Raw genomic sequence first — 26,074 nt, 5'->3', positions numbered from 1 at the left:
TGGCCGGTCGGATACCGAGACAGCCGATAAGACATTAAGGAGCATGAACAAATGAGCAATGCAGCAAGTTTGAATATTTCGCAATCGCAGGGTGCGTCGTCGCCCGTTGCGACGGCACCGACTGCAACGCCGCAGGGCACGACGGGGCAATTCAGGAAGGACCACAAGGTCAACTGGTGGCTCACCGCCGTGGTCGCGGTGCTGTCGCTGACGATTCTGGTGCCGCTGTATTTCACCGTCGTCACCGCGCTGAAGACCCCGGCCGAAGCCGGCACCTTCGGCTTGCCCACGAGCTGGCAATGGCATAACTTCGCCGACGCGTGGACGCAGGTCAACTACCCCAAGGCCGCGCTGAACTCCGCGATCATCACCGTGGTGTCGGTGGTGCTGACGCTGCTGACCAACACCTTCGTGGCGTACGCGGTTGCGCGGAACATGGACAAGCGTTTCTTCCGCTTCCTGTACTACTTCTTCCTAGCCATGATGTTCGTGCCCTTCACGGTGATTATGCTGCCGATCGCCAAGCAGATGGGCGCGCTTCATCTGGATAACTTGGTTGGGCTGTTCCTGTTGTACATGATTCTGGGCGTCGGCTCGAACCTGTTCATCGCCATCGGCTTCATCCGCTCGATTCCCGAGTCGCTTGAGGAAGCCGCGCGCATCGACGGTGCCAGCACATGGAGCATCTTCTGGAAGATCATCTTCCCGCTGATGGGACCGATCAACGCCACCATCGCGATTCTGACCGCGCTGTGGGCCTGGAACGACTTCCTGCTGCCCCTGATCATCCTCACCGACCGCAGCGCCCAGACCTTGCCCCTGGCCCAGTACGGCTTCCAGAACCAGTTCACCTCGAACTACCCAATGGCCTTCGCCAGCTACCTCATGGCCATGGCCCCGGTTCTCATCGTCTACGTCTTCGCCCAAAAGTGGGTCATCAGTGGAGTAATGAGTGGCGCAGTGAAATAGTGAACAGCCCTGTGGGCTGTTCATTTCACTGCGCCGAGCGGCCCACTAAGGGCCGCTCGGTAATATTGAGCCCCGCCAAAGGCGGGTCAATAATTGCAGGACGCGGTAAAGTAAAGGACAGCGCAGTGCCGAGCCGTTAAGCGAACAGCACTGCTGAGCTGTGAATCGCGCAGTTCACTGGACTGCGCGTAGGCGAGGTGAGCGACCTTAAGGCTGCGAAGGACGGTGCCCAGCACCATCGAATTGCAGGACGCAGTGAAGTAAAAGACTACATCGCATCACATCGGCTCACCTTATAAACGTCACAACCCCCGCAGTATCACGAGTGCGCTGCGGGGCTTGTGACGTTTTTTGGCGTTCAATCATCACAACCCCCGCATGATTACGAGGCTTGTGCGGGAATTGCGTCGTTTGAACGCCCTGAAACGTCACAAGTCCCGTACAAGGCCCAAGAAACTGCGGGCGTTGTGACGTTTGGGGGATCTAGACGTGAACGAGCGGGGCGACAGAGCACAGGCTCCCCAGCCGAGCCAGCCGGTCAAGCCACATAGGCCGCCCCGCCCGTCAAACCGCTACGCCGCGCCACACCTACCGCCGCAGCGCGCCGCGTTCGAGCTCGTCGAGTTGCGCGAAGCCGCGGTTGATGCGCTCGATTCGTCCTTCGGCAGCCGCAGCGTCGCCAGTTTCCCCAGCCTGCTCGATACTCTCGGCCGGCAGCCCATCGCCAAGCCCCTCAATTCCTTCAAATCCCCTAAGCTTCTCAGTCTCCTCAATCTCCCCAAGTCCCGCAACCCTTCCAACTTCGCCATGCCCCGCCAGCTGCGCGCGCGTCGCAACCGCATCGGCGAGCAGTGCGACGAGGCTGAATGCTGCGGTGAAGCTGGTAAGGATATGGACGCTGACGTCGGCTTCCAGGAATGTCGCATCGCATGACTGTGCGGTGCGGCGCAGCGTGGAGTCGCCCACCATGATTATCGGCACGCCCTGCCTGTGCAATTCCGCCGCAATCGTGGCGAAAATCGGGGTGCGCCGCCGCACGCCGAAGAGAATCGCCAGATCCCGCCCGCCCAGATCCACGATTTCCTCGGACAGGCTCTGCCCTGGCTGCGGCAGCATCATCACGTTCGAACGCGATTGGATGAGCTGCTCGCGCAGATGCAGTGCCATGGGGTAGTTGTTGCGCAGGCCGAGAATCGCCACCGTTCGGGCATCCAGAATACGCGCGGCAAGCGTGGCGATCTGGCCGTCCGATATCCGGTTGTAGGTGCGGCTGAGGCTTGTGGTGTCGCGTTCGAGCAGATCGTGCGCGAAGTTGCCCGACGTCGAGTCGGGCGAGGCGACTTCAGGTGCGCCGGGCTGGTGGTAGCGGCGCACATCGCGCCGGAATTCCCGGGCGTTCTTGTAGCCTAGTTTGCGAAAAAGCCTGCTGAGCGTCGGCTGCGAGACGCCGCTGAGCTGCGAAAGCTCGGCCGAATTGGATATCAGCGCATCGGTGAGGTGCCCCAGAATGAAGTCCGCGGCCTCTTGCTCCGTGGTGGTGAGCGAATCGTGAGACTGTCGGATGCGTTCGACGACATTCATAATGGACTCCCGCTGTGCTGACTGGCTTTTGACTCGGCTTTCACCATAGTAGCGGGAGAAATTGGGGAAGCGCGGCGCGGCGGCAAAGACACAGGCAAATGTACGACGAAACATGCCGTTCATCGTTTGGTAGCGAAAAAGTAATTTCAACATAGCACTTCTGAAACAAACATTTCACATTATGAGGCCGTCATGAAGTCGTCAGCAAGACGATATTCCGATGCGTCGCAATGGTGTGCATTCCGGGCGGCAGCTCGGCAAACGTCATATCGCATCGGTTCGGGCAATCGACAAGGAGAGCGACATGACAGCAAGCACAGCAGAGGGAATAGAAGCGGTGTCAGGAGGCGGCAAAACGCCCGCACCGAAGGAGAATGACAACGCGGTAATCATCAAGGACTCCTACGACGAGCGGCTGGCGAACGCCGACCTCGCCCCGCTGAAGAAGCAGAGCTGGTCATGGTACAACATCTTCGCGTTCTGGATGTCCGATGTGCACTCCGTGGGCGGCTATGTGACCGCAGGAAGCCTGTTCGCGCTCGGCATCGCGAGCTGGCAGGTGCTCATCTCCTTGATCGTCGGCATCGTGATCGTGCAGCTGCTCGTGAACCTGGTCGCCAAGCCGAGCCAACGCCTGGGCGTCCCCTTCCCGGTTACCACGCGCTTCGTCTTCGGCGTCAAGGGCGCCAACATCCCGGCGGTCATCCGCGGCATCATCGCCGTGGCCTGGTACGGCGTGCAGACCTTCCTGGCCTCCGAATCGCTGGACATCATCTTCCTGAAGTTCATCCCGGCCTCGCATGCGCTGGCCACTGACTACTCCTTCCTCGGTCTTTCGGCGCTGGGCTGGATCTCCTACGGGATACTCTGGGTCGCGCAGGCCGCCGTCTTCTGGCGCGGCATGGACACGATCCGCAGCTTCATCGACTGGGCGGGTCCGCTCGTCTACGCCGTGATGTTCATCCTCGCCATCTACCTCGTTGTCAAGGCCGGCGGCCCGAGCCATATCAACCTCAACCTCTCGTCCGGCGCGCCGCTGAGCTTCGGCAAGTCCATCCCGGTCATGATTACCGCCGTAGCGCTCGTCGTGTCGTACTTCGCCGGCCCGATGCTCAACTTCGGTGATTTCTCGCGCTATGCGACCACCTACAAAAGCGTCAAGAAGGGCAACTTCTGGGGCCTGCCGGTGAACTTCCTCGTCTTCTCGCTGCTCACCGTCGTCTGCGCCTCCGCCACCGTCCCGGTGTTCGGCGAGCTCATAACCGACCCGATCAAGACGGTCGAGCATATCGGCACGCCCTTCGCGGTGCTGCTGGGCGGCCTGACCTTCGTGACTGCGACGGTCGGCATCAACATCGTGGCGAACTTCGTCTCGCCGGCCTTCGACTTCTCGCACGTCAACCCGCAGAAGATCAGCTGGCGCATGGGCGGCATGATCGCCGCCGTCGGCTCGGTCATCATCACGCCGTGGAACTGGTACGCCAACGACCAGGCGATCCACTACACGCTGGATCTGCTCGGTTCGCTGATCGGCCCGCTCTTCGGCATCCTCATCGCCGGCTACTTCGTGGTCTCCAAGCAGCGTGTGCTGCTTGACGACATGTTCACGCTGAACCCGACCGGTCACTACTGGTACCGCAACGGCTTCAACCCGAACGCCTGGCTGGCCCTGGTCCTGGCAGGCATCCCCGGCATCGCCAGCGCCATCCTGCCGACGCCGCTCAAGCAGCTGGGCATAGTCGACATCACGCAACTGTCGAACTACAGCTGGTTCATCGGCGCGGGCCTGGGCTATCTGGCCTTCGTGTTGCTGGAACGCTACCGCCCGCAGATGCCGCATCTTGAGGCCAGCGAGCCGGGCGTGTACGACGGCGCCATCGCGGACTAGGCAGTAAAGTCTGCAAGAGCATAAGCTGTTTGCGGTGCGTACGGCGTGGCAATCACGCTGCACGCACCGCACGCCGATATGTAAATATTTAAGCAGCGGCATGCAAACGTCGCCGTTTAAGCAGTGCTGTTTAAATAGTGCCGTTCAAGCAGCGCCGTTCAGACAGCAGCGTTCACAAGGAGACGAATCGTGAAGATCAAGGTCATCAACCCCAACACTACGCTTTCGATGACGCGTTCCATCGGCGAGGCGGCCCGCGCCGCCGTGAGCGAAGAAACGATCATCGAGGCCGTGAGCCCGAGCATGGGCCCGGTGTCGATCGAAGGCCATTATGACGAGGCGCTGGCCTCTGTCGGCGTGATCGACGAGGTGCGCAAAGGGGAGGTTGACGGCGTCGATGCCTATGTGCTCGCATGCTTCGGCGACCCGGGGCTGATGGCGGCGCGCGAGCTGGCTACCGGTCCGGTGATCGGCATCGCGCAGGCGGCATTCCACGCCGCAAGCTTCGCCGGGCGCTCCTTCGCCATCGTCACCACCTTGGGCCGCACGCTCGGCCGCGCACGAGACTTGGTGCTGGAATATGGCTTTGAGCGCCAATGCGTGGCCTATCGCGCCTGCGAGGTGCCGGTGCTCGGCCTCGAAAGCGACGAGGAAGGCTCCTACCGCGCGCTGGAAGCCGAATGCCTTGACGTGCTGGAAAGCACGCATGCCGACGCGATTGTGCTTGGCTGCGCGGGCATGGCCAAGATGTGCGCGCGGCTCAGCGACCGTCTTGGCGTGCCAGTCGTGGACGGCGTGGCGGCAGGCGCGGCCTTCGCCGAAAGCCTTGTGCGCATAGGTGTCGGCACCTGCAAAACCGGCGAATTCGCCGCTCCGCTTCCCAAGCAGGTTGATGGTCTATTGGAAAGCTTCTCGGTATCGTAGTGAAATTTTAATTTCTATGAGGTAACTTTAGAAAGAAAGATTTCATAACGAAGCAATAAGCCGGGTCTGACGCAGGCAGTATCAGTCTGTGTGCGCCGCCCGAGCCGAAAAGGAGTATTCCATGTCGCACACCATAGCGCCGCTGAACCCGCCGCACCGCCTCCTGATGGCACCGGGGCCGGTGAATGTCGACCCGCGCGTGCTGCAGGCCATGTCCAAGCCGACGGTCGGGCAGTTCGATCCCTACATGTTCAAGGTTATGGGCGAGGTGCAGGAAATGCTGCGCACGATTTTCAAGACCGAGAATAAGCAGACGATGGTGGTTGACGGCACATCGCGCTCGGCCATCGAAGCGGCCTTCGTCTCCGTGCTGGCACCGGGCGACCCGGTGCTGGTGTGCTGTGCGGGGCGTTTCGGCCTGCTGCTCAAGGAGATCGCGGAGCGTTGCGGCGCGGATGTGCACGCCATTGAAAAGCCCTGGGGCGAGGTGTTCTCCATCGAGGAGATCACGCAGGCCATCGAAAGCGTCAAGCCGAAGCTGGTGGCGACCGTCCACGGCGACACCTCCACGACGATGCGCCAGCCGCTTGAAGGTCTGGGCGAGATATGCCACCGCAACGGCGCGCTGCTGTACACCGACTCCACGGCCGCCCTGCTCGGCAACGACCTGCGCGCCGACGAATGGGGCATCGATATCGTGACCACCGGCATGCAGAAGTGCTTCGGCGGCCCCTCCGGCATGGCGCCGATAACCGTGTCCGAGCGCGCAGTGGCCGTGATGGAGCAGCGCAAAAGCATCGAGGCGGGCGTCGCCGATTCCCAGGATGAGATCAGCGGCTCGCGCATCCACAGCAACTACTTCGATCTGCCGCAGATCTTCGATTACTGGGGTCCGCGTCACCTCAACCACCACACCGAAGCCACGCATATGCTCTACGCCGTGCACGAGGCCTGCCGCCTCGTGGTCGAAGAGGGCGTTGACGCCGTCATCGAGCGGCATCGGCTCAATGGCGCGGCCATGGCTGCGGCGGTGCAGGGTATGGGACTGTCGCTGTACGGCGACCAGGCCAACCGCATGAATGACGTCATCGGCGTGAAGATTCCCGCTGGCGCGGATGATGTGGCAGTGCGTGGGCAACTGCTGGGCGACTTCGGCGTGGAGATCGCGTCGTCCTTCGGCCCGCTCAAGGGCACCATCTGGCGCATCGGCGTGATGGGAGCCAATGCCCGCAAGGACGCGGTGCTCACTGCGGCGGCGGCGCTCGGCTCCGTGCTGGAACGCCAAGGCGTGGCGGTGAATACGGAGAAGGGCATCGAGGCTGCGCTGGCGGTTTACGGAGCATGAAACGCAGCTCGGTAGACTGTGCAGCTTGGTGAACAAGGCGGGGACAAGGCATTTGGCAAACAGGCAACGGGCATGAAAGAAAGCCAGGAATGAATATGAATGAAGCAACATCGCAAGACGCTGTAGCGCCGGACGCACAGCCGGTCTTCGCGCCGTGGGCGCTTGACGCCGCGCAGGAGATCATGGAGCGCTGCGACAAGCTGGCGGAATTCAGCGATATGGAAGGCGGCATCGAGCGCACCTATCTCTCGCCCGAGATGGACCAGGTCTACACGCTGGTCGGCGAGTGGATGCGCAGCGCGGGCCTGACCGTGCACCGCGATCCAGCCGGCAATCTCATCGGCCACGTCGAGGGCCGCACGCCCGGCCTGCCCGCGCTGATTCTGGGCTCGCATTTGGATACCGTGCCGGACGCCGGCAAATACGATGGCATCCTCGGCGTGATCACCGGGCTTGCCGTCGCCAAGCAGCTCATCGCCAGCGGCGAGACCGCCAAGCTGCCCTTCTCTCTGGACGTCGTCGCCTTTGGCGATGAGGAAGGCGTGCGTTACGGCGCCACGCTGCTGGGCTCCTATGCACTCGCTGGAAAGTGGAAGGACGAATGGCTGCAACTGCGTGACAAGAACGGCATGAGCATGAGCGAGGCCTTCACCTCGTTCGGGCTCGACCCGAGCAAGGTGCGCGACGCGGCGTATACGCGCGAGCAGGCGGTTGGCTATCTCGAATTCCATATCGAGCAGGGGCCGATTCTCGAGCAGCGCGACCGTGCGCTCTCCTCGGTGAGCTCCATCGCCGCCGCCTCGCGCTATGTGGTCAGCGTCGACGGCGAATCGCGGCATATCGCCACGCCCTACGACCTGCGCAAGGACGCGCTCACCGCCGCCGCCGAAATGATCGAAGCCATCGACCGCATCAGCCAGACCGCCGGGACGCGGGCCAACGTGGGCGGTCTGTCCACGCTGCCGGGCGGGGTCAACGTAATCGCGTCCAACGCCACCTTCACCCTGGATCTGCGCGCGGGTACCAACGAGCTGCGCGACGAGGTCTACGGGCGCATATGGCAGGCCTTCGACGAGGTCGCCGCCAAGCGCGGCGTGAGCTACAGCAAGCGGTGCATCCACACCGCCGATGCGATGATCTGCGACGAATTCCTGCGTGGCTGCATCGAGCAGGGCATCGTAGAGGCGGAGCAGAAGGAGGCGTTCGGGCTCATCAGCTACCCGGGGCATGACGGCATGGCCGTCGGCGAGCTGCTGCCCATCGCCATGCTCTACGTGCGCTGCAAGGGCGGTATCAGCCATAATCCGGGCGAATCGGTGCGCCTCGATGATGTCGCGTACGGCACCGATGCCTTCTCCCGTGCGGTGCTGGCCGTGGCCCGCGCGCAGGATGCCAAGGAATAAAGGAATAGCCGATAGCTGCTCAATCGCAACAGCCGCTCAATAGCCGCATAGCTGCCCAACATCCCTGCCGACACACGCCGACACCACGTAATCAGCATCAAGCACAATCAGTGTCAAGCAATGGAGGAATACGATGAATTCATCACAGAGTTTTTCACCACAGAGTACCTCAGGTTCCGGCAGCGCAACGGCCTCAGGCAGCGCCTCTCCGGAAAGCTACGATCTGATCATCCGTGGTCGCGTGCTCGCGCAGGGCTCGATAGCGCCCCGTGCGGTGGCAGTACAAGACGGTTTCATCGCCAAGGTCTGGGACGATCCGCAGGAGACCGCTGCCGTTTCTGCCGCCGCGTCCGCTGCGCAGACCACCGATCTGGCTGACGAAGCGGTGCTGATTCCCGGCATCGTGGACACGCATGTGCATATCAACGAGCCGGGCCGCACCGAATGGGAGGGCTTCGACTACGCCACGCGGGCGGCTGCGGCCGGCGGCGTGACGACGGTTATCGATATGCCGCTCAACAGCAACCCGCCCACGATGACCGTCGAGGCGCTGAACATCAAGCTCGATGCCGCGCGCAACAAGGCCTACACCGAGCTGGGCTTCTGGGGCGGCGTGGATTCCAGCAATATCGGCCACCTGAAGCCGCTCTGGGATGCGGGCGTGTTCGGCTTCAAATGCTTCCTCTCGCCCAGCGGCGTCGACGAGTACGGCTCATTGCGCTACGACCAGGTGCGCACCGTGATGGAGGAGATCAAGTCCTTCGGCGGCACGCTGATCATTCATTCCGAAGACCCCGACGAGCTGACGGCCCACGCCGGCCATATCGACCAGACCTACCGCAGTTTCGTGGATTCGCGGCCTGGGTCGAGCGAGGCCGATGCCGTCGCGCAGATTGCGAAGCTCGTGGCCGAAACCGGCTGCCGCACGCATATTCTGCATGTATCCAGCGGCCAGACGGTCGGCGTTATCGCGGACGCTAAGAAGAGAGGGCTGCCGCTGAGCGCCGAAACCTGCCCGCATTACCTGACCTTGGACTGCGACCATATTCCCGACGGCGACACGGCGTTCAAATGCTGCCCGCCGATTCGCGACAAGCACGAGCAGGATCAGCTGTGGCAAGGGCTCGCGGACGGCGTGCTCGACATCGTGGTGACCGACCATTCCCCGACGACCGCGCAGATGAAGGCCGGTCCGCTGGCTACGGCGTGGGGCGGTGTTTCGAGCCTGCAGGTCGGCTTCCGCGCGGTGCTGACCGAGGCGAAGCGGCGCGGCTTCACGCTGTCGGATGTGGTGCGGTGGATGAGCACCAGCAGCGCGCAATTTGTTGGCCTGAATGACCGTGGCGAGATTGCGCCGGGCAAGCGCGCCGACTTGGTGGTGCTGCGCCCCGACGAGAGCTTCACCGTGCACGCGAGCGAGTTGCTCAGCCGCAATCCGATAAGTGCCTTCGACGGGGCGACGCTCGACGGTATAGTGGAGCGCGTGCTGATCGGCGGGGTCGAACCTGCCGCCAGGCCGAGCAATCTCATCACTCGGCCGTAGCTTGGCCGCCGCATGTGGGCAGAATCGTGCCGACGGCGAACTGAAACAACACCACATGGCACACGGATAGGAAGCAAGGCATGACGCGGATACTGCAACCCTCAACAGACGTACCGCAAGGCGCGAACTACATCAGCTCTGTGCCGGAGCATGTGCTGTGGGGGCGGCTGCCTGCGCGGCATGATGCCTTCATCGGCAGCGTTGCGCCGGGCGGCGACATCGTCATCGACACCGTGAGCCACGAAGGGCTGCTGCCTGATCAGGGCAGCGATCCGGTGCGCTATTTCGGCGGTTGCGGCGTCTCGCGCGATGAGGTCCTCGATGACGCGGTGGCGATTGTCGCGGCGAATCAGCGCGATGCGGTCCACGACGGCCCGCATGTGGTGACCGGCCCGATCGAAGTGCCTGGCGCCCACCCGGGCGATTTGCTTGCCGTAAGTGTCTCCCGGCTGGACAGGCGCGTGCCCTATGGCGTGATTTCCACACGTCATGCGCGCGGCGTGCTCGCCAATGTGGAGGGCTTTGACGGCAATTACGGGCAGTTCTGCCGGGCGAACGGCGACCGCGCCGAATTCGCGCTCGACAACGGCGGGAAGACTTCCTTCCCGATGCGGCCATTCCTTGGCATCATGGGCGTGACAGTCGATTCGGATGAGCGGCCCAATTCGATTCCGCCGGCCGAATACGGCGGCAACATTGATCTCAACGAGCTGACCGAAGGGGCGACGCTCTTCCTGCCCGTGCAGATCGAAGGCGCGGGGCTGTACATCGGCGACCCGCATTTTGCCCAGGGCAACGGCGAAGTCGCCCTGACTGCGCTGGAAGCCTCGCTGCGGGCCGAACTGCATATCGACGTGGTGTCGGCCGCCGAGCGACGCGAGCTGTTCGGCGATAACGAGAAGCCCTTTGCTTATGCACATGGCCGGATCATCCCGATGGGCATGGATGCGGATATCGATGTGGCGCTGCGCGAAAGCGTGCGCAATGCGATTGAAATTATCTCCCACTTGTTCGCGGTCCCGGAGCATCAGGCCTATCTGCTGCTGTCTGCGGCAGTGGACTTCGACGTGACCCAGGCGGTGGATCTCGTCGCCGGAGCGCACGGGCTTATCGACACCTCGCTGTTCAAACGCAGTACCGGCTACGAGAAAGCCATGGCCTTCCTCGCGAAATTCGCGGACCATTCGCTGCAGGACGCGCTGGAAGCGTACGAATCGGCGCTGATGAGCGACGATGTGGCGACCATGAGCGAACTCTTCGCGCGGGATCCTGATGGCGTCCCCGTGGTGCGCACCGACTCGTCGGGCATGCTCGCTGGGCATGACGCCATCACGGCCTTCCGCTCTAAGCGCGGTGGCGCTCCCTCGCGCACGCTGACCCGGCGCGTCTCGCGCATGCTGGGCAAGGATGCGGCAGGCGTGGTGTCCGAATTCCGCAAGGACGCGGGCGGTGTCGTCAATCAGACCCAGCTATGGCAGCGCATCAGCGGCCGTTGGCGCATCGTGGACGCGCACTTGACCTATCCGGCCCCGGCGATTGACGCACGCATCTGGCGCGTGGTCGGCGCGCCGCTTGTGCCGCCTGCAGTCTCCAAGGACGATACGACTTCCAGTTCCGTAGTCGCCAGCCCCTTGCAAGGCATGCGCGTTGCGGTCAAGGACCTCTTCGCCGTGCGCGGTTTCGCCATCGGCGCGGGCAATCCGGACTATCTGGCCGAAGCGCCAATCGAATCGGCCAATGCGCCGGCGTTGCAACGGCTGCTCGAAGCCGGCGCTGCGGTGCAGGGCATCGCGCAAAGCGACGAATTCGCGTATTCCTTGGCCGGCGCGAACGTCCACTACGGCACGCCGCCCAACCCCCGGGCGCAGGGCCGCATCAGCGGCGGGTCGACTTCCGGCCCCGCGTCGGCAGTCGCCTGCGGGCAGGTCGAGATCGGCTTGGGGACCGACACAGCCGGTTCGATTCGCATTCCGGCCTCGTACCAAGGCTTGTGGGGCATCCGCACCACGCATGATCGCGTCACGCGCGAAGGCGTCTACCCGCTTTCCGAGTCCTTCGACACCGTTGGCGTGCTCACCCGCGACGGGCAGACCCTGGCGCTCGCAGCCCATGCGCTGATGCCGGATGCCGACACGGCGGCGTTGGACGGCAGCCTTGTCGTGTGCCCTGCGTTGGATGAGTGCGTGCAGCCGGATGTGCAGTCGGCGTTTGCCGCATTCCGTACGGCGGCTAGCGAGGCGCTGCCCACCTCGCCGATTGCGTTCACCCCGCAGTTGCTCGACGATTGGCTTGATATCTTCGCGACCGTGCGCGGCTTCGAGGCGTGGCGCATCGATGGCGCATGGGTGTCGAAGCATTGGGATTCGCTCGCGCCCGAGGTCGCGGCCCGCTTCGAGCACGACTCGCATATCACTGCCGGGCAGTATGACGCGGCGTGCCAGCGGCTGCAGGAGGCTCGGGCGTCCATCCGCGCCGAACTCGGCAATCGCGCGCTGCTCATTCCCTCGTCCTCCTCGGTCGCGCCGCTATCCAACCCCGGCGCGGACGGCCTCGCCGCCATCGAGCAGGCCCGTGCGCAGACGTTGCGACTGACCGGCATCGCCGGCGTCGGCGGTCTGCCAGCCGTCAGCGTGCCCTGCGAAACCGCCGACGGTCTGCCCTGCGGCGCATGCGTGGTCGGCCCCGCAGGCACCGACCACGCCCTGATCGCCTTCGCTGCCCAGCTCGCCGAGGCCCGCTAAGCCAGCCGTCGCCGGTCGCGACCGGCGACGCTAACTAGAGCAGAAGAGCCACTGACGACTCGTCAGTGGCCGATCCTCCCCAGTAGCCCTGGCCATTATTCTTCCGCTCGCCACGGCCCGGTGGTCGATCCCGGTTCAAGAGTCACGGGAACTGTAGTGTGCGGCTCATCCAGAGTCTTGCCCGCGATAAGAGCCAAGGCTTTGCGGGCGGCGAGGCGGCCGATATTGCGCGCAGGCTGGGCCATGGTGCTCAACCCGAAAGTGGCAGCCATGTCGGCGCCGTCGAATCCGAAGACGGACATCTCATCGGGAATGCGGATGCCAGCTTCGTGCAGCTCATGCATCACGCTGACCGCATGATAATCCGACCACACGCATAGGGCCGTCGGGCCTTCGGGGAGCGCCAGCAGCTCGGCGATGACGTGCTTGACGGAGCGCAGGGAATGCGGATCGATGAAGAATATGCCGCAGTCCTTCAGTCCCAGCGAGGCGATTTCATCGTTGTAGCCGCGCGCACGGGCATCGAAGCCCCACTGCGCTCCGATCAGTGGATCGATGCGGCTGATGTAGCAGAAGCGTCGATGGCCTAGGGCCGCCAGATAGCGCACGATGGTCGCTTCCGCAGCTTCGTCGTCGATGGCGACCGAGGCCTGGCACCAGCCGGTGTAGGGCGAGTTGACCGAGACGATGGGGATGTCCATCGTCGACAGCATTTCGGTTTCTTCGTCGGTGGCGGAGAAGCCCGAGACGATAAGCGCGTCCGCATTGCGGTTGGCAGGCAGGTTGGTGAAGAACGTGGCGCGTTCCTCGGCGTTGCCGGCGCGATAGACAGTCAGATCGTATCGTTGGCTGCTGAGCACATCGTAGATGCCGTCAAACAGCTCGCCCATGAACCACCCGGCCATGCGCTCGCGCACCAGCAGCGCGATGCGGTTGGTGCGCCCGCTGGCCAGTGCCGAAGCCGATTTCGAGGCGGTATAGTTCAGGTCCTTGGCCGCTTTGAGCACTTTTTCCCGCGTGGCGTCGGCGACATGCTCCTTGCCGCGCAGCGCGCGGGAGACAGTGAAGGTGGATACGCCGGCGGCTTTTGCTACGTCGTCGATGGTGGCCCTTGCCATATGTGCTCCCCGTGCCGATATGCCGTTATGTATCGCTCGTCTTTTGCTATGATATGGCCGTTTTGCGCCGTTTCATGGCATGGCCGATTATATGCGGTCTGTTCGCAACGTGGGCGCATGAACAGCACATATAAGCATAAGCGCTGATGCATATTGCGAATAGCGGAGTAAATCGCAATAGTATGTTCCAAACGATTTCAATATTGCGAGAATCAAATATGCTTGAAAACAAACGAATAAGCAACTATGGTACACGAATTTGACAAACCGGTTCGATGCCGTTTATCATGCTACATAAGCGCTTAGTAAAACTAAACGCCAAATGCAGCCTATGCATGATATGCGCAAGTCGTTCAGCACCATATATGCAGGGCGGCAACGCAATGTCTGAGTCAAAGGAGACAGGCCGGGCCTAGTCCCGGCGAAGGAAAGGACAATCAATGTCGATAAGTAAATCCATCAAAACCGTTATGGCAGGTGCGCTCGCGGTGGCGTGCCTGGCCTCGGTGGCCGCATGCGGCCCAGGTTCGTCGAGCAGCGCGAATGTCAAGTCGGAGCCGGTGAGCACCGATCTGGGCAGCACCAAGTACGAACTGAGGCTCTGGGATGGCGCCGGATCCAAGAAGTTCGACGACCAGCTCATCGCCGCTTTCCAGAAGAAGTACCCGAATATCACCATCAAGGCCACCTACGACCCTGACAACACCTCGGCGCAGAACGGCCCGCGCATCATCTCCGCCTCCGATACCCCGGATATTGCCCGCATCACCGATATCAACTCGGCTGTGCGCGGCAAGCACCTGGTCAACCTCGATCCCTACGCCAAAGCTTACGGATGGAAGCTGCCCGATGCGCAGACCGAGTCCTACCGAGTCGATTCCAATGGCAAGATCGGCTCCGGCAGCCTGTACGCCGTGCCAAGTGGCGTCTCCTTGACCGGCCTGTACTGGAACAAGAAGATTGCCAATCAGCTGGGCATCACCGAGGCCCCGAATACTGTCGCCGAGCTTGAGGCCGACATGAAGAAGGCCACCGACGCTGGTGTGCTCGCGATGATGATGCCCGCCAAGGAAGGCGGCACCTCGTTCATCTACCAGGCCCTGCTCACGAACTATGAGGGTCGCGACAAGGTTCAGAACTGGATCATGCAGAAGGACGGGGCCACGTTCAAGACCCCAGGCGCAGTGAAGGCCGCCGAGAAGATCAAGCAGTGGCAGGATGCGCACTACTTCTCCTCGGATGCGCTCGCGCTTGACGGATCCACGGCGCTGAGCCGCTTCAGTGATGGCAAGGCCCTGTTCTTCCCCTCCGGCAGCTGGTATTCGGATTCCATCAACACGGCCCTGGGTCAGGATTCCGGCTGGGCATCCTTCCCGGGCGAGAAGAGCGATTCCGGTTCGGGCGCAGCCAATGGCATCAGCGCCTTCGGCATCCCGGCCAACGCCAAGAACAGGAACGCCGCTGCAGCATTCCTCAACTTCCTGCAGAGCGATACGGCGCGCCAGATCGCGGTTGACAACGGATACCCGCCCATCGGCAACGGCGCGACGCCCAAGACCGACAACCAGCTGCTCGGCCAGATTCTCACCGCGTATCAGGGGTTGGTCAAGTCGGGTAACACCACCGATTACATCAACAACGCGACCGCCGGCATCCAAGCCAGCGCCATCATCCCCGGCTTCCAATCGCTGATCGACGGCAGCATGAGCCCGAGCAAGTTCGTGGACTCCATCCAAGCGCAGTTCGACAAGGAAACCAGCCAGAACTAGGGCTTTGAGGGTTTTCTTTCCGATGCGTATCGTCGGGCGAGACACATGCTGTCTCGCCCGGTTTCCCTATGAGTTGGCTTACGAGTGTGCCTGTGGATTGCTGCTGCCTTGTGAGCCAACTTGTGGGTAAGTAAAGACGCAGTGTAACCCCAATGCAGTGCAATCAACAAAGTGTGGTGAATACCATTATGAACAATCATCAACCCGCCCGCGCAGGCGAGTCCGGCGACGCAGCGCCGGCCGTCGAGCGCAAGCCGAAGCGCAAGATGTCACTGGAGCTCGTCAGCCTGCTGTTCCTGTTGCCGGCATTCCTTTTCTATGCGGTTTTCGAGCTGTGGCCTATCATTCAGACGATCTGGTACTCCTTCTATAAGTGGAACGGTATCGACGAGAGCACCTTCATCGGCATACGCAACTACGCCACCGTCTTCACCGATCCCGAGCTGTACGGCTCGATTCTGCGCTCCTTCTATCTCATCATCTTCTTCTCGATCGTCCCTATCGTGCTGGGTCTGATCACCGCCGTCCTTATCAAGGACATCAAGTCCAAGGCTGGCCGCTCTTTCTCGCAGGTGTGCCTGTTTCTGCCGCGCGTCATCCCTGGCGCTGCAGCAGGCGTTGCCTGGACGTGGATGCTCGCCGACAAAGGCACTGTCAACCAGATCCTGCATGCGATCGGGCTGGGTGGCGCGGCACGCGTGTGGCTGGGCGACCAGTCCACGGCGCTGAACGCCGTAGGCGTGATCGGCTTCTGGCTGCAGCTCGGCTTCTGCGTCGTGCTGCTGCTTTCGGGCATCGGTGGCATTGACCAGTCGCTCTATGAGGCGGCGAGCCTGGACGGGGCTGGCTGGTGGCGGCAGCTGTTCACCATCACTATCCCTGGCCTGCGCGGGCAGATTGGCGTGTGCCTGACGATGACCATCGTCTCCGCGCTTGCCAGCTTCGACGTGGTGTACATGTCTACTCAGGGAGGCCCGGGCACCTCCACGATGGTTCCCGGCGTGCAGGTCTACCGCCTGGCCTTCACCCAGCAGAACGTCGGCCTGGCTTCGGCTCTCGCCGTCACGCTGATGGTGCTGGTGCTGCTGGTTGTAGGACCGGTGCAGCGCTTGATCAACGGAAAGGATCAGTGACCTCATGAAGCAAGGAAAGTCGGTTCAGATTCTGGGCACGGTGATGCTCGTCCTGACCATCATCTTCTGCATCCTGCCGTTCCTGAGCATGTTCTCCGCAGCGGTGCAGCCGCAAGGCACGACGCCTGCGGGCATCCAATTCACCGCGCATCCGCACTGGGAGAACTTCGTGGACGCATGGAACATGGCGAATATCACGCCGCTGCTCATCAGCAGCACGATACTCGTCATCGTGGTCGTGCCGTGCGTGGTCATCTTCAGCTCGCTCGGCGGCTACGCCTTCGCTCAGCTGCGCGTGCCGTTCAAGGGCCTGATCTACATGCTGTTCATCGTCGGCCTGACGATTCCGTTCGAAACGCTCGTCACCCCGCTGTACTACCAGATCAGCGGCATGGGACTGCTGAACACGCGGCTGGCGCTGATGCTGCCGCTGATTAGCCTGAACATCCCCTTCGGCATCGTATGGATGCGCTCCTGCTTCGAGCAGATGCCGAGCGATCTGATGGAAGCCGCATCGATCGACGGCGCAGGCTATCTGCGTACCTTCCGTTCGATTCAGCTGCCGCTCGCGCTGCCCTCCATCGCCTCGCTCGGCATCCTCACCTTCCTGGCCACATGGAACCAGTTCCTGCTGGCCGTGGTCTTGGAGAACGACCCGAACAAGCGCACGATGGCAGGTGCTTTGCAGGCCTTCGTCGGCCAGTACCAGACCGATGTGGTGCTGCTGAACGCCGGCGCACTGCTCATCATGGCGCCGACGATGATTCTGTTCATCTTCCTGCAGCGCTACTTCATCCGCGCCATGCTGGCCGGATCCGTCAAGGGGTGAGTTGATTCATGGCCGAAATCCGCAACGGTGCCGATTGGTGGAGGAACGCAGTCATCTACCAGATCTATCCGCGGTCCTTCCGGGACGCGAATGGTGATGGCGAAGGCGATCTGCAAGGTGTATGCAGCAAGCTTGACTACCTGCGCTCGCTGGGCGTGGATGCCATCTGGCTTTCGCCCTTCTACCCGTCGCCGTTGGCGGATGGCGGCTATGATGTCGCCGACTATCGTGCGGTAGACCCCCGATTCGGCACGATGACGCAGTTCGACGCGCTGGTTGCCGCAGCTCATGCCGCGGGCATTCGCGTGCTTGTCGATATCGTGCCGAACCACACTTCCGAGCGCCATCCGTGGTTTCAGGCCGCGCTCGCGGCCCAGCCGGGCTCTCCTGAGCGTGCCCGATATGTTTTCCGGCAAGGCAAGGGTGAGCATGGCGAGCTGCCGCCCACCAACTGGCTGAGCAACTTCGGCGGCTCCGCCTGGGAGCCCTGCGGTGACGGCTGGTATTACCTGCATCTGTTCGCGCGCGAACAGCCCGACCTGAACTGGGACAATCCTGAGGTGCGCGCCGAATTCCTTGACATTCTGAAATTCTGGTGCGGTAAAGGCGTTGATGGCTTCCGCGTCGACGTCTCGCACGGTCTGGCGAAGGACCTGCGCGATCCGCTGCGCGACCGCATCAATCCTATGGTGATGTCGCCCGAGGCCAATGACGGCTCGGATCCATTGTGGGATCGCGACGCGGTCCATGAGATTTACCGAGGCTGGCGCGAGCTGTTTGACCGCTATTCGCCGCCCAAATACGCGGTTGGCGAGTCCTGGACGCCTTTCACCGAGCGCGTGTTCCAGTATGCGCAGCAGGACGAGCTGGGAGCGGTGTTCGATTTCTCGCTGCAGAAGGCATCCTGGGATCGCGACGAATATTATGCTGCCATCGACCGCACCTATCGGTATGCGATGCGGGCCGGCACGGCTCCGACCTGGGTCCTAGGCAACCACGATGTACCGCGCATAGCTTCGCGCCTTGGCCTGCCCAAGGGCGCGAACATTGAAGCATGGGTCACATCGGACGGCACGATTCCGCCAACCGACCCAGTTCTTGCACAGCGTCGCGCCCGCGCTGCCGCCTTGGTGATGCTCGGCTTGCCCGGCACCGCGTTCATCTATCAGGGCGAAGAGCTTGGGCTTCCCGAGGACTTCGACCTTGAGCCTGAGGATATTCAGGACCCCAACTGGCAGCGCTCTGCCCACCGCTTCAAAGGCCGCGATGGCTGCCGTGTGCCATTGCCTTGGGAGGCGGCGGCTCCGGCGTTCGGTTTCAATCAAACGGGGGCCGCTTGGCTACCGCAGCCTTCGTGGTTCGCTGATTATGCGGCTGATGCGCAGGAGTACGAGCCGGGTTCTGCGCTGTCGATGTACCGCAGGGCTATCGCGTTGCGACGCCAGTGGGTGAGTGCGGATGACGCACGAGACGACATGCATAACGGAGGCCAAGGCTTCCAGTGGGTGAGCGATGCGGCGAATCCGAATGTGCTTTCCTGGCGACTGCCCTCGGGCATGATGGTGCTGGCCAACTTCTCGGATGAAGAGCCTGCGCCGCTGCCGCAGGGATATACGGCGGTGCTTTCCTCTGATGCAGGCGGGGTAGGAGATCCAGACGACGCTCTCGGCAGGTCAGAGTCAGGTGGCCTGGATGTGGCTGAGAGCACGGTGGTGCCGGCGTGCTCCACGGTGTGGTGCGTGCCGGATCATGCGAGCTGGACGGTACGGTTGAACGAGGTCGCTGAACTCTTTCGATGAGCGGCGTCGCTGAAGGATAACTGGAGCAGAAGGGCCACTGACTCGGCAGTGGCCTTTTCGTGACAGTAGTCATGTAGCCATGGCCGCAAGCTCATGCTCATTCGTCCGCCTATTGCGGAGCACTCACTATGCCCGCGTCGTCTCCCCGAATCGCAATTGCACGGGCACCAGCTCGCTTTGCGGATATGTGCCCGTGTGCCCGTCGCCTTCACCCGTGGAGGTGAAAGCGGGGCCGGCCGGGTCTCGTCGCGCAGCACTGGATGACTGGCTTGGAGCCGAGCCGCGTGCGCCCTTCCCGGCCGCGCCCTTCTCGCCTTTCCCTATCTCCTCGATGATGCGCTCGCTGGTGAGCTTGGCAATCGTCGCGAAGTCCTGCCGGATGGCCGTGATCCGCATCCCCGCAGCTTCGGTCAGGTAGGAGCCGTCGTAGGCGATGATTTGCAGCTCGTCGGGGATGCGCGCCCCTCGTCGCAGCGCTTCCTGGACGCAGTAGGCGGCGCTGATATCCGAACCCACGATGGCATCGACGTCCGGGAAGCGTTCGAAGATCTCGTGCGCGATGCGCGGATAGCCCTGCACGTCATACACCTCGCCGACCTCTACGTAGTCGTAGCGAATCGCGGCTCGGCCCAGCTCATGCTCCAAAGTCAGGTAGTAGCGCACCGTGGGGAAGGTGGTATTGACGCCGTCGGAGTCAATACTGGCATCAGAACGCGCGCCCTGCGAAGGAAGGTCATGGAACTGGCTACGCGGCCCGCCGATGCTCACCACATGCCGTGCGCCAGTGCGGATGAGCTGCTGCGCGATCAGCTGCCCGCCGTGGACATGGTCCGAGCAGATCGAAGGGATGCCTGCCCCGAGGTAGCGGTCGAAGGCCACGACCGGCCGGCCGATCAACGTCCAGTAATCCGGGGCGTGCGAAGTGTGCGCGGCCATGATGATGCCGTCCATCATGTGGCGCTGCAGCATGTCGACGTATTCGGCTTCGCCGCCCTCCGCGTCTGCCTGCGAACACAGCAGCGTGCGGTATCCCCGCCCTGCCAGCTCGTGCTGCAGCGCTGCAGCCAGCGTGGAGAAGAAGGGGTGGCTGATGGTCGGCACGATAACGCCGATCATATTGGTGCGGTCGCGATAGAAGTTGCGGGCGAGTTCGTTGGGAATGTAATCGAGCTTCTTCATGGCAACGGCCACGCGCTCACGCATGTCGTCGGACACATAGCCGGTGTCGTTCACGACCAGTGAGACCGTGCTGAGCGAGACCCCCGCTTCTTTGGCAACATCGCGCATTCCAACCATATCGAGTCCATTCTCCTAAGATCCGTCATGCGCCAGTTGCGTGACGGACCGCCTACCCAAGAGTCTAGTCGCGAAAAACGTCGGTTGGGCACCGCGTTAACTTCGCAGTCAGCGAACTCCCAGACTTCAGTCCACGCAGCGCAGCGGCGGCGCAAATCGAAGACCACATGACCGCGCAGGACGCCAATACGAATGCCGCATAATCATTGTCATATCAGTCCACGCGCCTATCACGCCGCACTCGGCGGCAACGCCAGCTATGAGGTCGCAAAGTCGCTCCGGATGCGATGCCGCGGTGCGGAAGGAAAGCAGGCTCCAAGCTTTGTACAGGTTCCATGTGATATAGCTGAGAGGGACAGCACGTGCGGGAGATTCCCACTCATTGAGCCGGTTGAAAAGCAGTGTCGTTTCGCCGGCGGAAACGGAGATACCATGTCACGTTTAATTATCGTTTCCAATCGATTGCCGGTTTCGCTAGATGCGCAGCCCGACGGGTCCTATGCGCTCAGGCAGAATGTCGGCGGCCTCGCCACCGCGATTGGGCCGTATCACAGCTCGCATCACGACTGCCTGTGGGTCGGGTGGAGCGGAGAGGATCCGGCCGATCACACACCCGAGGAGATCGAAGCGATCCGGTCCACCTACGAGGAGAACCGCTGTATACCGCTCTTCCTGAGCGCCGAGCAGGTCGCCGGCTTCTATGCCGGTTTCTCCAACAACACCCTGTGGCCGCTGATGCATGACTTCTCGCATGAGGCCGTGTTCGATCCCGGCACCTGGGAGACTTACAGCCATGTCAATCAGCTGTTCGCCGACGCCCTCGCCCCGCTGATTCGCAAGGGCGACACGGTGTGGGTGCAGGACTATCACCTCATGCTGCTGCCCAATATCCTGCGGCAGCGCTTCAACAACATTTCCATCGGCTGGTTCCTGCATGTGCCCTTCCCCAGCCCCGAGATCTTCCGCTCGCTGCCGCAGAGCCGCGAAATCCTCAAAGGCGTGCTCGGCGCGGACCTGCTCGGCTTCCATACCGTCGATTTCGTAGAGAACTTCAAGTCCTGCGTGCAGCAATTGCTGGATATCGAGACGGATGACGCCGGGCATATCGCGGTGGACGGCGGCCACACGGCAACCGTCGACGCGTTCCCGATCGGCATCGACTACAACCTCTACCGCCGCACGACCAGATCGAGCCTGGCGCGGGCCATGCGCCGCGGCATCGAGGAGCAGAGCGGCAAGCGGCCAGGGCGCCACCACGACACCTCGCTGAGCGCGGAAAGCTCGGCTGCCGCGGAAGCCGCGACGAAAAGCGGCTCCTGGTGGAGCCATCATGTGCACGAGGAGCTGCCCGAGCTCACGCTGGCGCAGTCGGCGATGTTCGGCAAGGACAGCAAGCCGAACAAGGTCGTCGTCTCCGTCGATCGGCTCGACTACACCAAGGGTCTGCCTGAGCGGCTGCGCGCCTTCGAACGTCTGCTTGAGAAATATCCCGAATGGATCGGGCATGTGACCTATTATCTGCTGGCCACGCCCTCGCGCGGCGACGTCGAAACCTACCAGCGGCTCAAGCAGCAGGTCGATCAGCTGGTTGGGAAGATCAATGGCCGCTTCTCGATGCTTGCGTGGACGCCGATTCATTACATCACGCGCTCGCTGCCGATCAAGCCGGTGTGCGGCATCTATGCCGCAGGCGATGTGGCACTCGTGACCCCGCTGCGCGACGGCATGAATCTGGTGGCCAAGGAGTACTTGGCCTGCCACGATGGGCGCGACGGCGCGCTGGTGCTTTCCGATATGTGCGGCGCGGCCGAGGAGCTTGGTGAGGCCTTCATCGTGAACCCCTACGATATCGAAATGACCTGCGAGGCGCTGCACGATGCCTTGGAAATCAGCCCGGAGGAGTCCACCCGCCGCAATCGCGCGATGCAGGCCCGCATCAAGGCCCGCACGGCCGGCACGTGGTGCGCCGGGTTCCTCGACGCGCTGCTGCAGGTCTCCAATCCCGGTCTTGACGACAAGCGTCTGCGCATGGATCAGCGCAATACCTTGCTCGAACAGTGGGCCAAGGCCGACCGCAAGCTGCTGCTGTGCGATTACGACGGCACGCTCACCCCCTTGGTGCGTGACCCGGACCACGCCCGACCGACCTTGGAATTGCGTGCGCTGCTCAGCCGCATCGGCACCGAGCCCGGCGTGGACCTGGCGATTGTCTCAGGCCGCAGCCACGCGATCATGGATCAGTGGTTCGGCGAGCTGCCGGTGAATCTCGTGGCCGAGCACGGTGCCTGGCGCAACGACTACAACCCGAAGGGCCGCACATGGGTCCGCGCCGAGAACATGCCTGATCCTCAGGACTGGCAGCCCAAGATCGAGGCGATGATGCAGGAGTCGGTCAATCGTGTGCCGAGGTCTTTCATCGAGCACAAGGCCGACGCGCTCGCCTGGCATTACCGTGCCAGCAACCAGCGTTCCGCGCAGCGCGAGCATGACCGCCTGATACGCGATTTGCGCGAGACATGCGGCGGCATGGGACTGATGGTTATGGAGAACTCCAAGATCATCGAGGTCTGCCCGCTCACGACGAGCAAGGGCCACGCCGTAAGCCCCTGGGTGTCCAGCGGCGACTACGACTTCATGCTCGCCGTCGGCGACGACACCACCGACGAGACGATGTTCGCCGCGATGCCCGAGGATGCCTGGACGCTCAAGGTCGGCGCCGGCATGACCAAGGCCCGCTCGCGCATCGCCAGCGCGACCGCCCTGCACCGCCTGTTCGGCTATATGATTGCCGAATCCGAGGCCGGGAAGGCCGAGAAAGGCAAGTGAGTCGGCAGGTTTGGCTCACACTTTTTGACCCGCGTCGAAAAAGTGTGAGCCTTGCGCGATAATACCCGTATGAACAATGATGAAGTCCAGCAATTTTTGGCGCGCGATCACGCGGCCGAGTTGAGAAAAGCCGCTGAACGGCTCGATGGCACCGCAAAGCACACGGCTATCATCGAGTCTCCGGTGCTGTCGTCCATGACCGGGCACCGCGTGCTCCTCAAGCCCGAGAACCTTCAGGTCACCGGGTCCTTCAAGATTCGCGGGGCCTACAACAAGATCGCCTCGCTTTCGCAGGCCGAGCTCGATCACGGCATCGTGACCGCATCCGCAGGCAACCACGCGCAGGGCGTGGCCTACGCGGCCCGCGAGCGTAAGGCCAAGGCCACCATTGTGATGCCGTGCATCACGCCGCCGCTCAAGGTCGACGCGACGAAGGCGTACGGGGCCGAAGTAGTGCTGCACGGCGATGTCTTCGACGATGCCGCGGCCTACGCGGCCCAGCTGAGCCGGGATGACGGCATGGTGTTCGTGCCGCCTTTCGACGACTATGAGGTGCTGTGCGGCCAGGGCACCATCGGCATGGAGATCCTGCAGGACGTACCGGACGTCACCGATGTCGTGGTCCCGCTGGGCGGCGGCGGTCTGGGCGCTGGCGTGGCGCTGGCGATCAAGACCTTCCGCCCGCAGGTACGTGTCATCGGCGCGATTCCGGAGGGCTCGCCCGCGTTCAAGGACTCGTTTGCGGCCGGCTACGTCGTGCCAGCCAGCCAGGTCGTCACCTCGGCCGAAGGCGTCGCGGTCAAGCGCCCCGGCGAGCTGACCTTCGCGCTGCTCAACGAGCTTATGGACGATTTGGTGACGGTCAGCGAGCGGGACATCAACGAGATGATCCTGCTTATGCTCGAAAAGCACAAGCTCGTCATCGAAGCCGCAGGCGCAGTGTCCCTCGCCGCGCTCGAACACCTCAACCTGCATTCGCGCGCGTTCGCCTCGGCGCAGGAGCCGCATGTCATCGTGCCGATTCTGTCGGGCGGCAACATCGACACCGTCACCATGGGCGCCGTTATCCAGAAGGGCATGATCGCGCGCGGTCGCATCATGAACTTCGAAGTCGAGCTGCCCGATACCCCCGGCCAGCTGGTCAAGGTGGCTACCGTGCTGTCCGATGCTCGCGCGAACGTCATCGCCCTCGACCATGACCAGTTTAAGGCCTCGGGCCATTACACGAATGCCGTGTCCTTGGGCGTCACTGTAGAGACGAACGGTCCCGACCACATCGACGCGGTCCTCAAGGCCCTGTGCACCGCCGGCTTCCAGCCCAAGCGCATCTACTAGGACTGTCGCTTCCTTGGCACTTTCTAGTACGTTCGTCACGCAAATTGGTGGTTTTGCGTGACGAAATTACTAGGACTAACACTTTCTCGTACATTCGTCACGCAAACGACCCTGTATGCGTGACGAATGTACGAGGACCACTGCAGACAGCGTCTCAGGCGTCCTTATTACTTAATTACCTACCGCGCTGTTCGCCGCATCCCCATATCGCGCGATGGTCTCATCCACGAGCGCGGGCAGCGCCTGCGCGATATCGTCGTGAATCAGGCGGGTTGCCAGACGGTCGTACTGCGTGCGCCCCATATTCATAATGGTGATGGGCACCCCGGCCTGCGCGGCCACCGGCACAAGCGATGCGGCGGGGAACACTTCGAGCGTGGAGCCGATGACCCAGAATTCGTCGGCGCGCGAGACCTTGCGCATGGAGCGCTCCATGGCACCGTCCGGCAGCGCCTCGCCAAAGTACACGACATCGGTTTTGATGATGCCGTTGCAAGGCATGTTTCCCCGGTACGGTAGCTGACGGCGGCAATGCGGGTCGGGCTCTTCATCGAGCTTGTCCATAATCGGCGCGGTGTCGTAGCGGGCATGGCACTTCATGCAGTGCGATGTGGCGATGGTGCCATGCAGGTTGACGATCGTCTCGTCACTGTTGCCCGCCTTCTCATGCAGACCGTCGAAGTTCTGCGTCGCCAAGAGATTCAGCATCCCTGCCTGTTCAAGCTTGGCCAGCGCCTTATGCGCCGTGCCTGGCTGCGCGCCCCAGACGGGCGACTCCTTCTGCCAGCGCCAGGAATACTCGCGCTGCTCCTTATCACTCAGGAACGCATCGATGTCATAGACGTTCATCTGCTCCGGATGCTTGGTCCAGACTCCGTCCGGTCCCCGGAAGTCAGGGATGCCTGCCGACGTGGAAATGCCGGCACCTGTCAAAACCGCAATATGCATAGCCATGACACAGGCTTATCACGAAGCGCGCACCGCCGCCATCGCCGTTCGCTGCGCACGCCATCGTGCGCTATAGCTATATGCATCTCTATATGTCATATGCCGTCTCTGAAGTTCCAGCTATACCTATATTTGCCTATATTCCTATGCCGCAATACCTAAGGCACCTCGTATTAACGATATAGCGATATATATAGCGTTATATATAGAGCGTATTCGTCGACTGAACGGGTCTGTCGTGCCCCGGATCGTCCCGACACGCCCGCAGCCGTGATTTCCAGGAAATATATTCGTGCTTTTAGATGGGCTAAGGTTAAGAAAAAGCGAAAATACAGCATTTTCGACACGCCGATAGAACCTTGTTGTTGCAACGTTTATCGGCTCTTTTAGGAACCCCGATTTGCACAGATGCCGCACCTCGTGTAAGTTTATCTCTTGCTGCTCAACACGACGGCTTCTCTCCTAGAGAGTCAAGCGGTTTGTTGGTGTGGTGGTGGTTTGAGAACTCAAGAGCGTGTTTTGTACTACTTTTTATAGTCAGATTATTTTTGTGATTGCCAGTCCGGCGTCCTGCCCGCGTTTTGTCGTGGGTGCCCTGAGTGGGGCTTGAATGGGTGCTGGGGTTTT

At 62.2% G+C, this 26,074-nt stretch carries 17 protein-coding genes; 13 read left to right on the top strand and 4 right to left on the bottom strand.

Annotated elements, in window-relative coordinates:
* Positions 1 to 51: 51 nt before the first annotated feature.
* Positions 52 to 969 (top strand): carbohydrate ABC transporter permease, encoded by a 918-nt coding sequence (locus DDF78_RS02345; RefSeq protein ID WP_152580042.1) that lies wholly within the window; start codon positions 52 to 54, stop codon positions 967 to 969.
* 588 nt (positions 970 to 1,557) lie between these two features.
* Here the strand turns inward: DDF78_RS02345 and DDF78_RS02340 are convergent.
* Positions 1,558 to 2,664 carry a MurR/RpiR family transcriptional regulator gene (locus tag DDF78_RS02340; protein WP_162000653.1) on the bottom strand — a complete coding sequence of 369 codons (1,107 nt, stop codon included), beginning with the start codon at positions 2,662 to 2,664 and terminating at the stop codon, positions 1,558 to 1,560.
* Positions 2,665 to 2,854: 190 nt separating this feature from the next.
* Here DDF78_RS02340 and DDF78_RS02335 point away from each other — a divergent pair, with 190 nt between their 5' ends.
* The 6 genes from DDF78_RS02335 (at position 2,855) to DDF78_RS11915 (ending at position 12,394) form a co-directional block, all read left to right on the top strand.
* Positions 2,855 to 4,438, top strand: coding sequence for an NCS1 family nucleobase:cation symporter-1 (locus DDF78_RS02335; RefSeq protein ID WP_152580040.1), 1,584 nt, complete (start codon positions 2,855 to 2,857; stop codon positions 4,436 to 4,438).
* 189 nt (positions 4,439 to 4,627) lie between these two features.
* Complete coding sequence (locus tag DDF78_RS02330) at positions 4,628 to 5,362, top strand: aspartate/glutamate racemase family protein (RefSeq protein ID WP_152580039.1); 735 nt, start codon at positions 4,628 to 4,630, stop codon at positions 5,360 to 5,362.
* A gap of 121 nt (positions 5,363 to 5,483) precedes the next feature.
* On the top strand, positions 5,484 to 6,707 hold the full coding sequence (locus DDF78_RS02325) for a pyridoxal-phosphate-dependent aminotransferase family protein (RefSeq protein ID WP_152580038.1): 1,224 nt from the start codon (positions 5,484 to 5,486) through the stop codon (positions 6,705 to 6,707).
* Positions 6,708 to 6,802: 95 nt separating this feature from the next.
* A complete protein-coding gene (locus tag DDF78_RS02320; protein ID WP_162000652.1) occupies positions 6,803 to 8,110 on the top strand; it encodes a Zn-dependent hydrolase in 1,308 nt (435 codons plus the stop codon).
* Between the two features lie 133 nt (positions 8,111 to 8,243).
* The gene (gene allB, locus DDF78_RS02315; RefSeq protein ID WP_152580036.1) at positions 8,244 to 9,653 is read left to right on the top strand and encodes an allantoinase AllB; all 1,410 of its coding nucleotides are present in this window, start codon (positions 8,244 to 8,246) and stop codon (positions 9,651 to 9,653) included.
* An 80-nt stretch (positions 9,654 to 9,733) separates the two neighbouring features.
* Complete coding sequence (locus tag DDF78_RS11915; RefSeq protein WP_202613180.1) at positions 9,734 to 12,394, top strand: AtzH-like domain-containing protein; 2,661 nt, start codon at positions 9,734 to 9,736, stop codon at positions 12,392 to 12,394.
* Between the two features lie 95 nt (positions 12,395 to 12,489).
* Here DDF78_RS11915 and DDF78_RS02300 read toward each other — a convergent pair whose 3' ends face one another.
* Positions 12,490 to 13,512: a LacI family DNA-binding transcriptional regulator gene (locus DDF78_RS02300; RefSeq protein ID WP_152580035.1), complete on the bottom strand. Its 1,023-nt coding sequence runs from the start codon at positions 13,510 to 13,512 to the stop codon at positions 12,490 to 12,492.
* Between the two features lie 440 nt (positions 13,513 to 13,952).
* Here DDF78_RS02300 and DDF78_RS02295 point away from each other — a divergent pair, with 440 nt between their 5' ends.
* The 4 genes from DDF78_RS02295 to DDF78_RS02280 all read left to right on the top strand — a co-directional run bounded on the left by DDF78_RS02295 (position 13,953) and on the right by DDF78_RS02280 (position 19,042).
* A complete protein-coding gene (locus DDF78_RS02295) occupies positions 13,953 to 15,281 on the top strand; it encodes an ABC transporter substrate-binding protein (protein WP_152580034.1) in 1,329 nt (442 codons plus the stop codon).
* 266 nt (positions 15,282 to 15,547) lie between these two features.
* Positions 15,548 to 16,414 (top strand): carbohydrate ABC transporter permease, encoded by an 867-nt coding sequence (locus DDF78_RS02290; RefSeq protein ID WP_152580260.1) that lies wholly within the window; start codon positions 15,548 to 15,550, stop codon positions 16,412 to 16,414.
* 4 nt (positions 16,415 to 16,418) lie between these two features.
* Positions 16,419 to 17,243 (top strand): carbohydrate ABC transporter permease, encoded by an 825-nt coding sequence (locus DDF78_RS02285; RefSeq protein ID WP_152580033.1) that lies wholly within the window; start codon positions 16,419 to 16,421, stop codon positions 17,241 to 17,243.
* An 8-nt stretch (positions 17,244 to 17,251) separates the two neighbouring features.
* Complete coding sequence (locus tag DDF78_RS02280) at positions 17,252 to 19,042, top strand: glycoside hydrolase family 13 protein (RefSeq protein WP_152580032.1); 1,791 nt, start codon at positions 17,252 to 17,254, stop codon at positions 19,040 to 19,042.
* Positions 19,043 to 19,168: 126 nt separating this feature from the next.
* On the opposite strand, the gene DDF78_RS02275 is transcribed toward DDF78_RS02280, so the two are convergent.
* On the bottom strand, positions 19,169 to 20,338 hold the full coding sequence (locus DDF78_RS02275) for a LacI family DNA-binding transcriptional regulator (protein WP_152580031.1): 1,170 nt from the start codon (positions 20,336 to 20,338) through the stop codon (positions 19,169 to 19,171).
* A gap of 432 nt (positions 20,339 to 20,770) precedes the next feature.
* Here DDF78_RS02275 and otsB point away from each other — a divergent pair, with 432 nt between their 5' ends.
* Both otsB and ilvA read left to right on the top strand, forming a co-directional pair.
* Positions 20,771 to 23,164: a trehalose-phosphatase gene (otsB, locus tag DDF78_RS02270; RefSeq protein ID WP_162000651.1), complete on the top strand. Its 2,394-nt coding sequence runs from the start codon at positions 20,771 to 20,773 to the stop codon at positions 23,162 to 23,164.
* A 69-nt stretch (positions 23,165 to 23,233) separates the two neighbouring features.
* Positions 23,234 to 24,499: a threonine ammonia-lyase gene (gene ilvA, locus DDF78_RS02265; protein ID WP_152580029.1), complete on the top strand. Its 1,266-nt coding sequence runs from the start codon at positions 23,234 to 23,236 to the stop codon at positions 24,497 to 24,499.
* Between the two features lie 171 nt (positions 24,500 to 24,670).
* Here the strand turns inward: ilvA and DDF78_RS02260 are convergent, their stop codons facing one another.
* On the bottom strand, positions 24,671 to 25,453 hold the full coding sequence (locus DDF78_RS02260) for a Sir2 family NAD-dependent protein deacetylase (RefSeq protein WP_152580028.1): 783 nt from the start codon (positions 25,451 to 25,453) through the stop codon (positions 24,671 to 24,673).
* Between the last annotated feature and the right edge of the window lie 621 nt (positions 25,454 to 26,074).

The organism is Bifidobacterium tibiigranuli, from assembly GCF_009371885.1.
In the GTDB taxonomy this organism is placed as follows: Bacteria; Actinomycetota; Actinomycetes; order Actinomycetales; family Bifidobacteriaceae; genus Bifidobacterium; species Bifidobacterium tibiigranuli.
The sequence above is the reverse complement of the archived record's forward strand: the minus strand, read 5'-3'. Positions and strand labels throughout refer to the sequence as shown.

Excerpts from the sequence above, each read along its gene's own strand:
- DDF78_RS02345 (WP_152580042.1), top strand. The coding sequence starts at position 52 with ATGAGCAATGCAGCAAGTTTGAATATTTCGCAATCGCAGGGTGCGTCG.
- DDF78_RS02340 (WP_162000653.1), bottom strand. The coding sequence starts at position 2,664 with ATGTTTCGTCGTACATTTGCCTGTGTCTTTGCCGCCGCGCCGCGCTTC.
- DDF78_RS02335 (WP_152580040.1), top strand. The coding sequence starts at position 2,855 with ATGACAGCAAGCACAGCAGAGGGAATAGAAGCGGTGTCAGGAGGCGGC.
- DDF78_RS02325 (WP_152580038.1), top strand. The coding sequence starts at position 5,484 with ATGTCGCACACCATAGCGCCGCTGAACCCGCCGCACCGCCTCCTGATG.
- DDF78_RS02320 (WP_162000652.1), top strand. The coding sequence starts at position 6,803 with ATGAATGAAGCAACATCGCAAGACGCTGTAGCGCCGGACGCACAGCCG.
- allB (WP_152580036.1), top strand. The coding sequence starts at position 8,244 with ATGAATTCATCACAGAGTTTTTCACCACAGAGTACCTCAGGTTCCGGC.
- DDF78_RS11915 (WP_202613180.1), top strand. The coding sequence starts at position 9,734 with ATGACGCGGATACTGCAACCCTCAACAGACGTACCGCAAGGCGCGAAC.
- DDF78_RS02300 (WP_152580035.1), bottom strand. The coding sequence starts at position 13,512 with ATGGCAAGGGCCACCATCGACGACGTAGCAAAAGCCGCCGGCGTATCC.
- DDF78_RS02295 (WP_152580034.1), top strand. The coding sequence starts at position 13,953 with ATGTCGATAAGTAAATCCATCAAAACCGTTATGGCAGGTGCGCTCGCG.
- DDF78_RS02290 (WP_152580260.1), top strand. The coding sequence starts at position 15,548 with ATGTCACTGGAGCTCGTCAGCCTGCTGTTCCTGTTGCCGGCATTCCTT.
- DDF78_RS02285 (WP_152580033.1), top strand. The coding sequence starts at position 16,419 with ATGAAGCAAGGAAAGTCGGTTCAGATTCTGGGCACGGTGATGCTCGTC.
- DDF78_RS02280 (WP_152580032.1), top strand. The coding sequence starts at position 17,252 with ATGGCCGAAATCCGCAACGGTGCCGATTGGTGGAGGAACGCAGTCATC.
- DDF78_RS02275 (WP_152580031.1), bottom strand. The coding sequence starts at position 20,338 with ATGGTTGGAATGCGCGATGTTGCCAAAGAAGCGGGGGTCTCGCTCAGC.
- otsB (WP_162000651.1), top strand. The coding sequence starts at position 20,771 with ATGTCACGTTTAATTATCGTTTCCAATCGATTGCCGGTTTCGCTAGAT.
- ilvA (WP_152580029.1), top strand. The coding sequence starts at position 23,234 with ATGAACAATGATGAAGTCCAGCAATTTTTGGCGCGCGATCACGCGGCC.
- DDF78_RS02260 (WP_152580028.1), bottom strand. The coding sequence starts at position 25,453 with ATGGCTATGCATATTGCGGTTTTGACAGGTGCCGGCATTTCCACGTCG.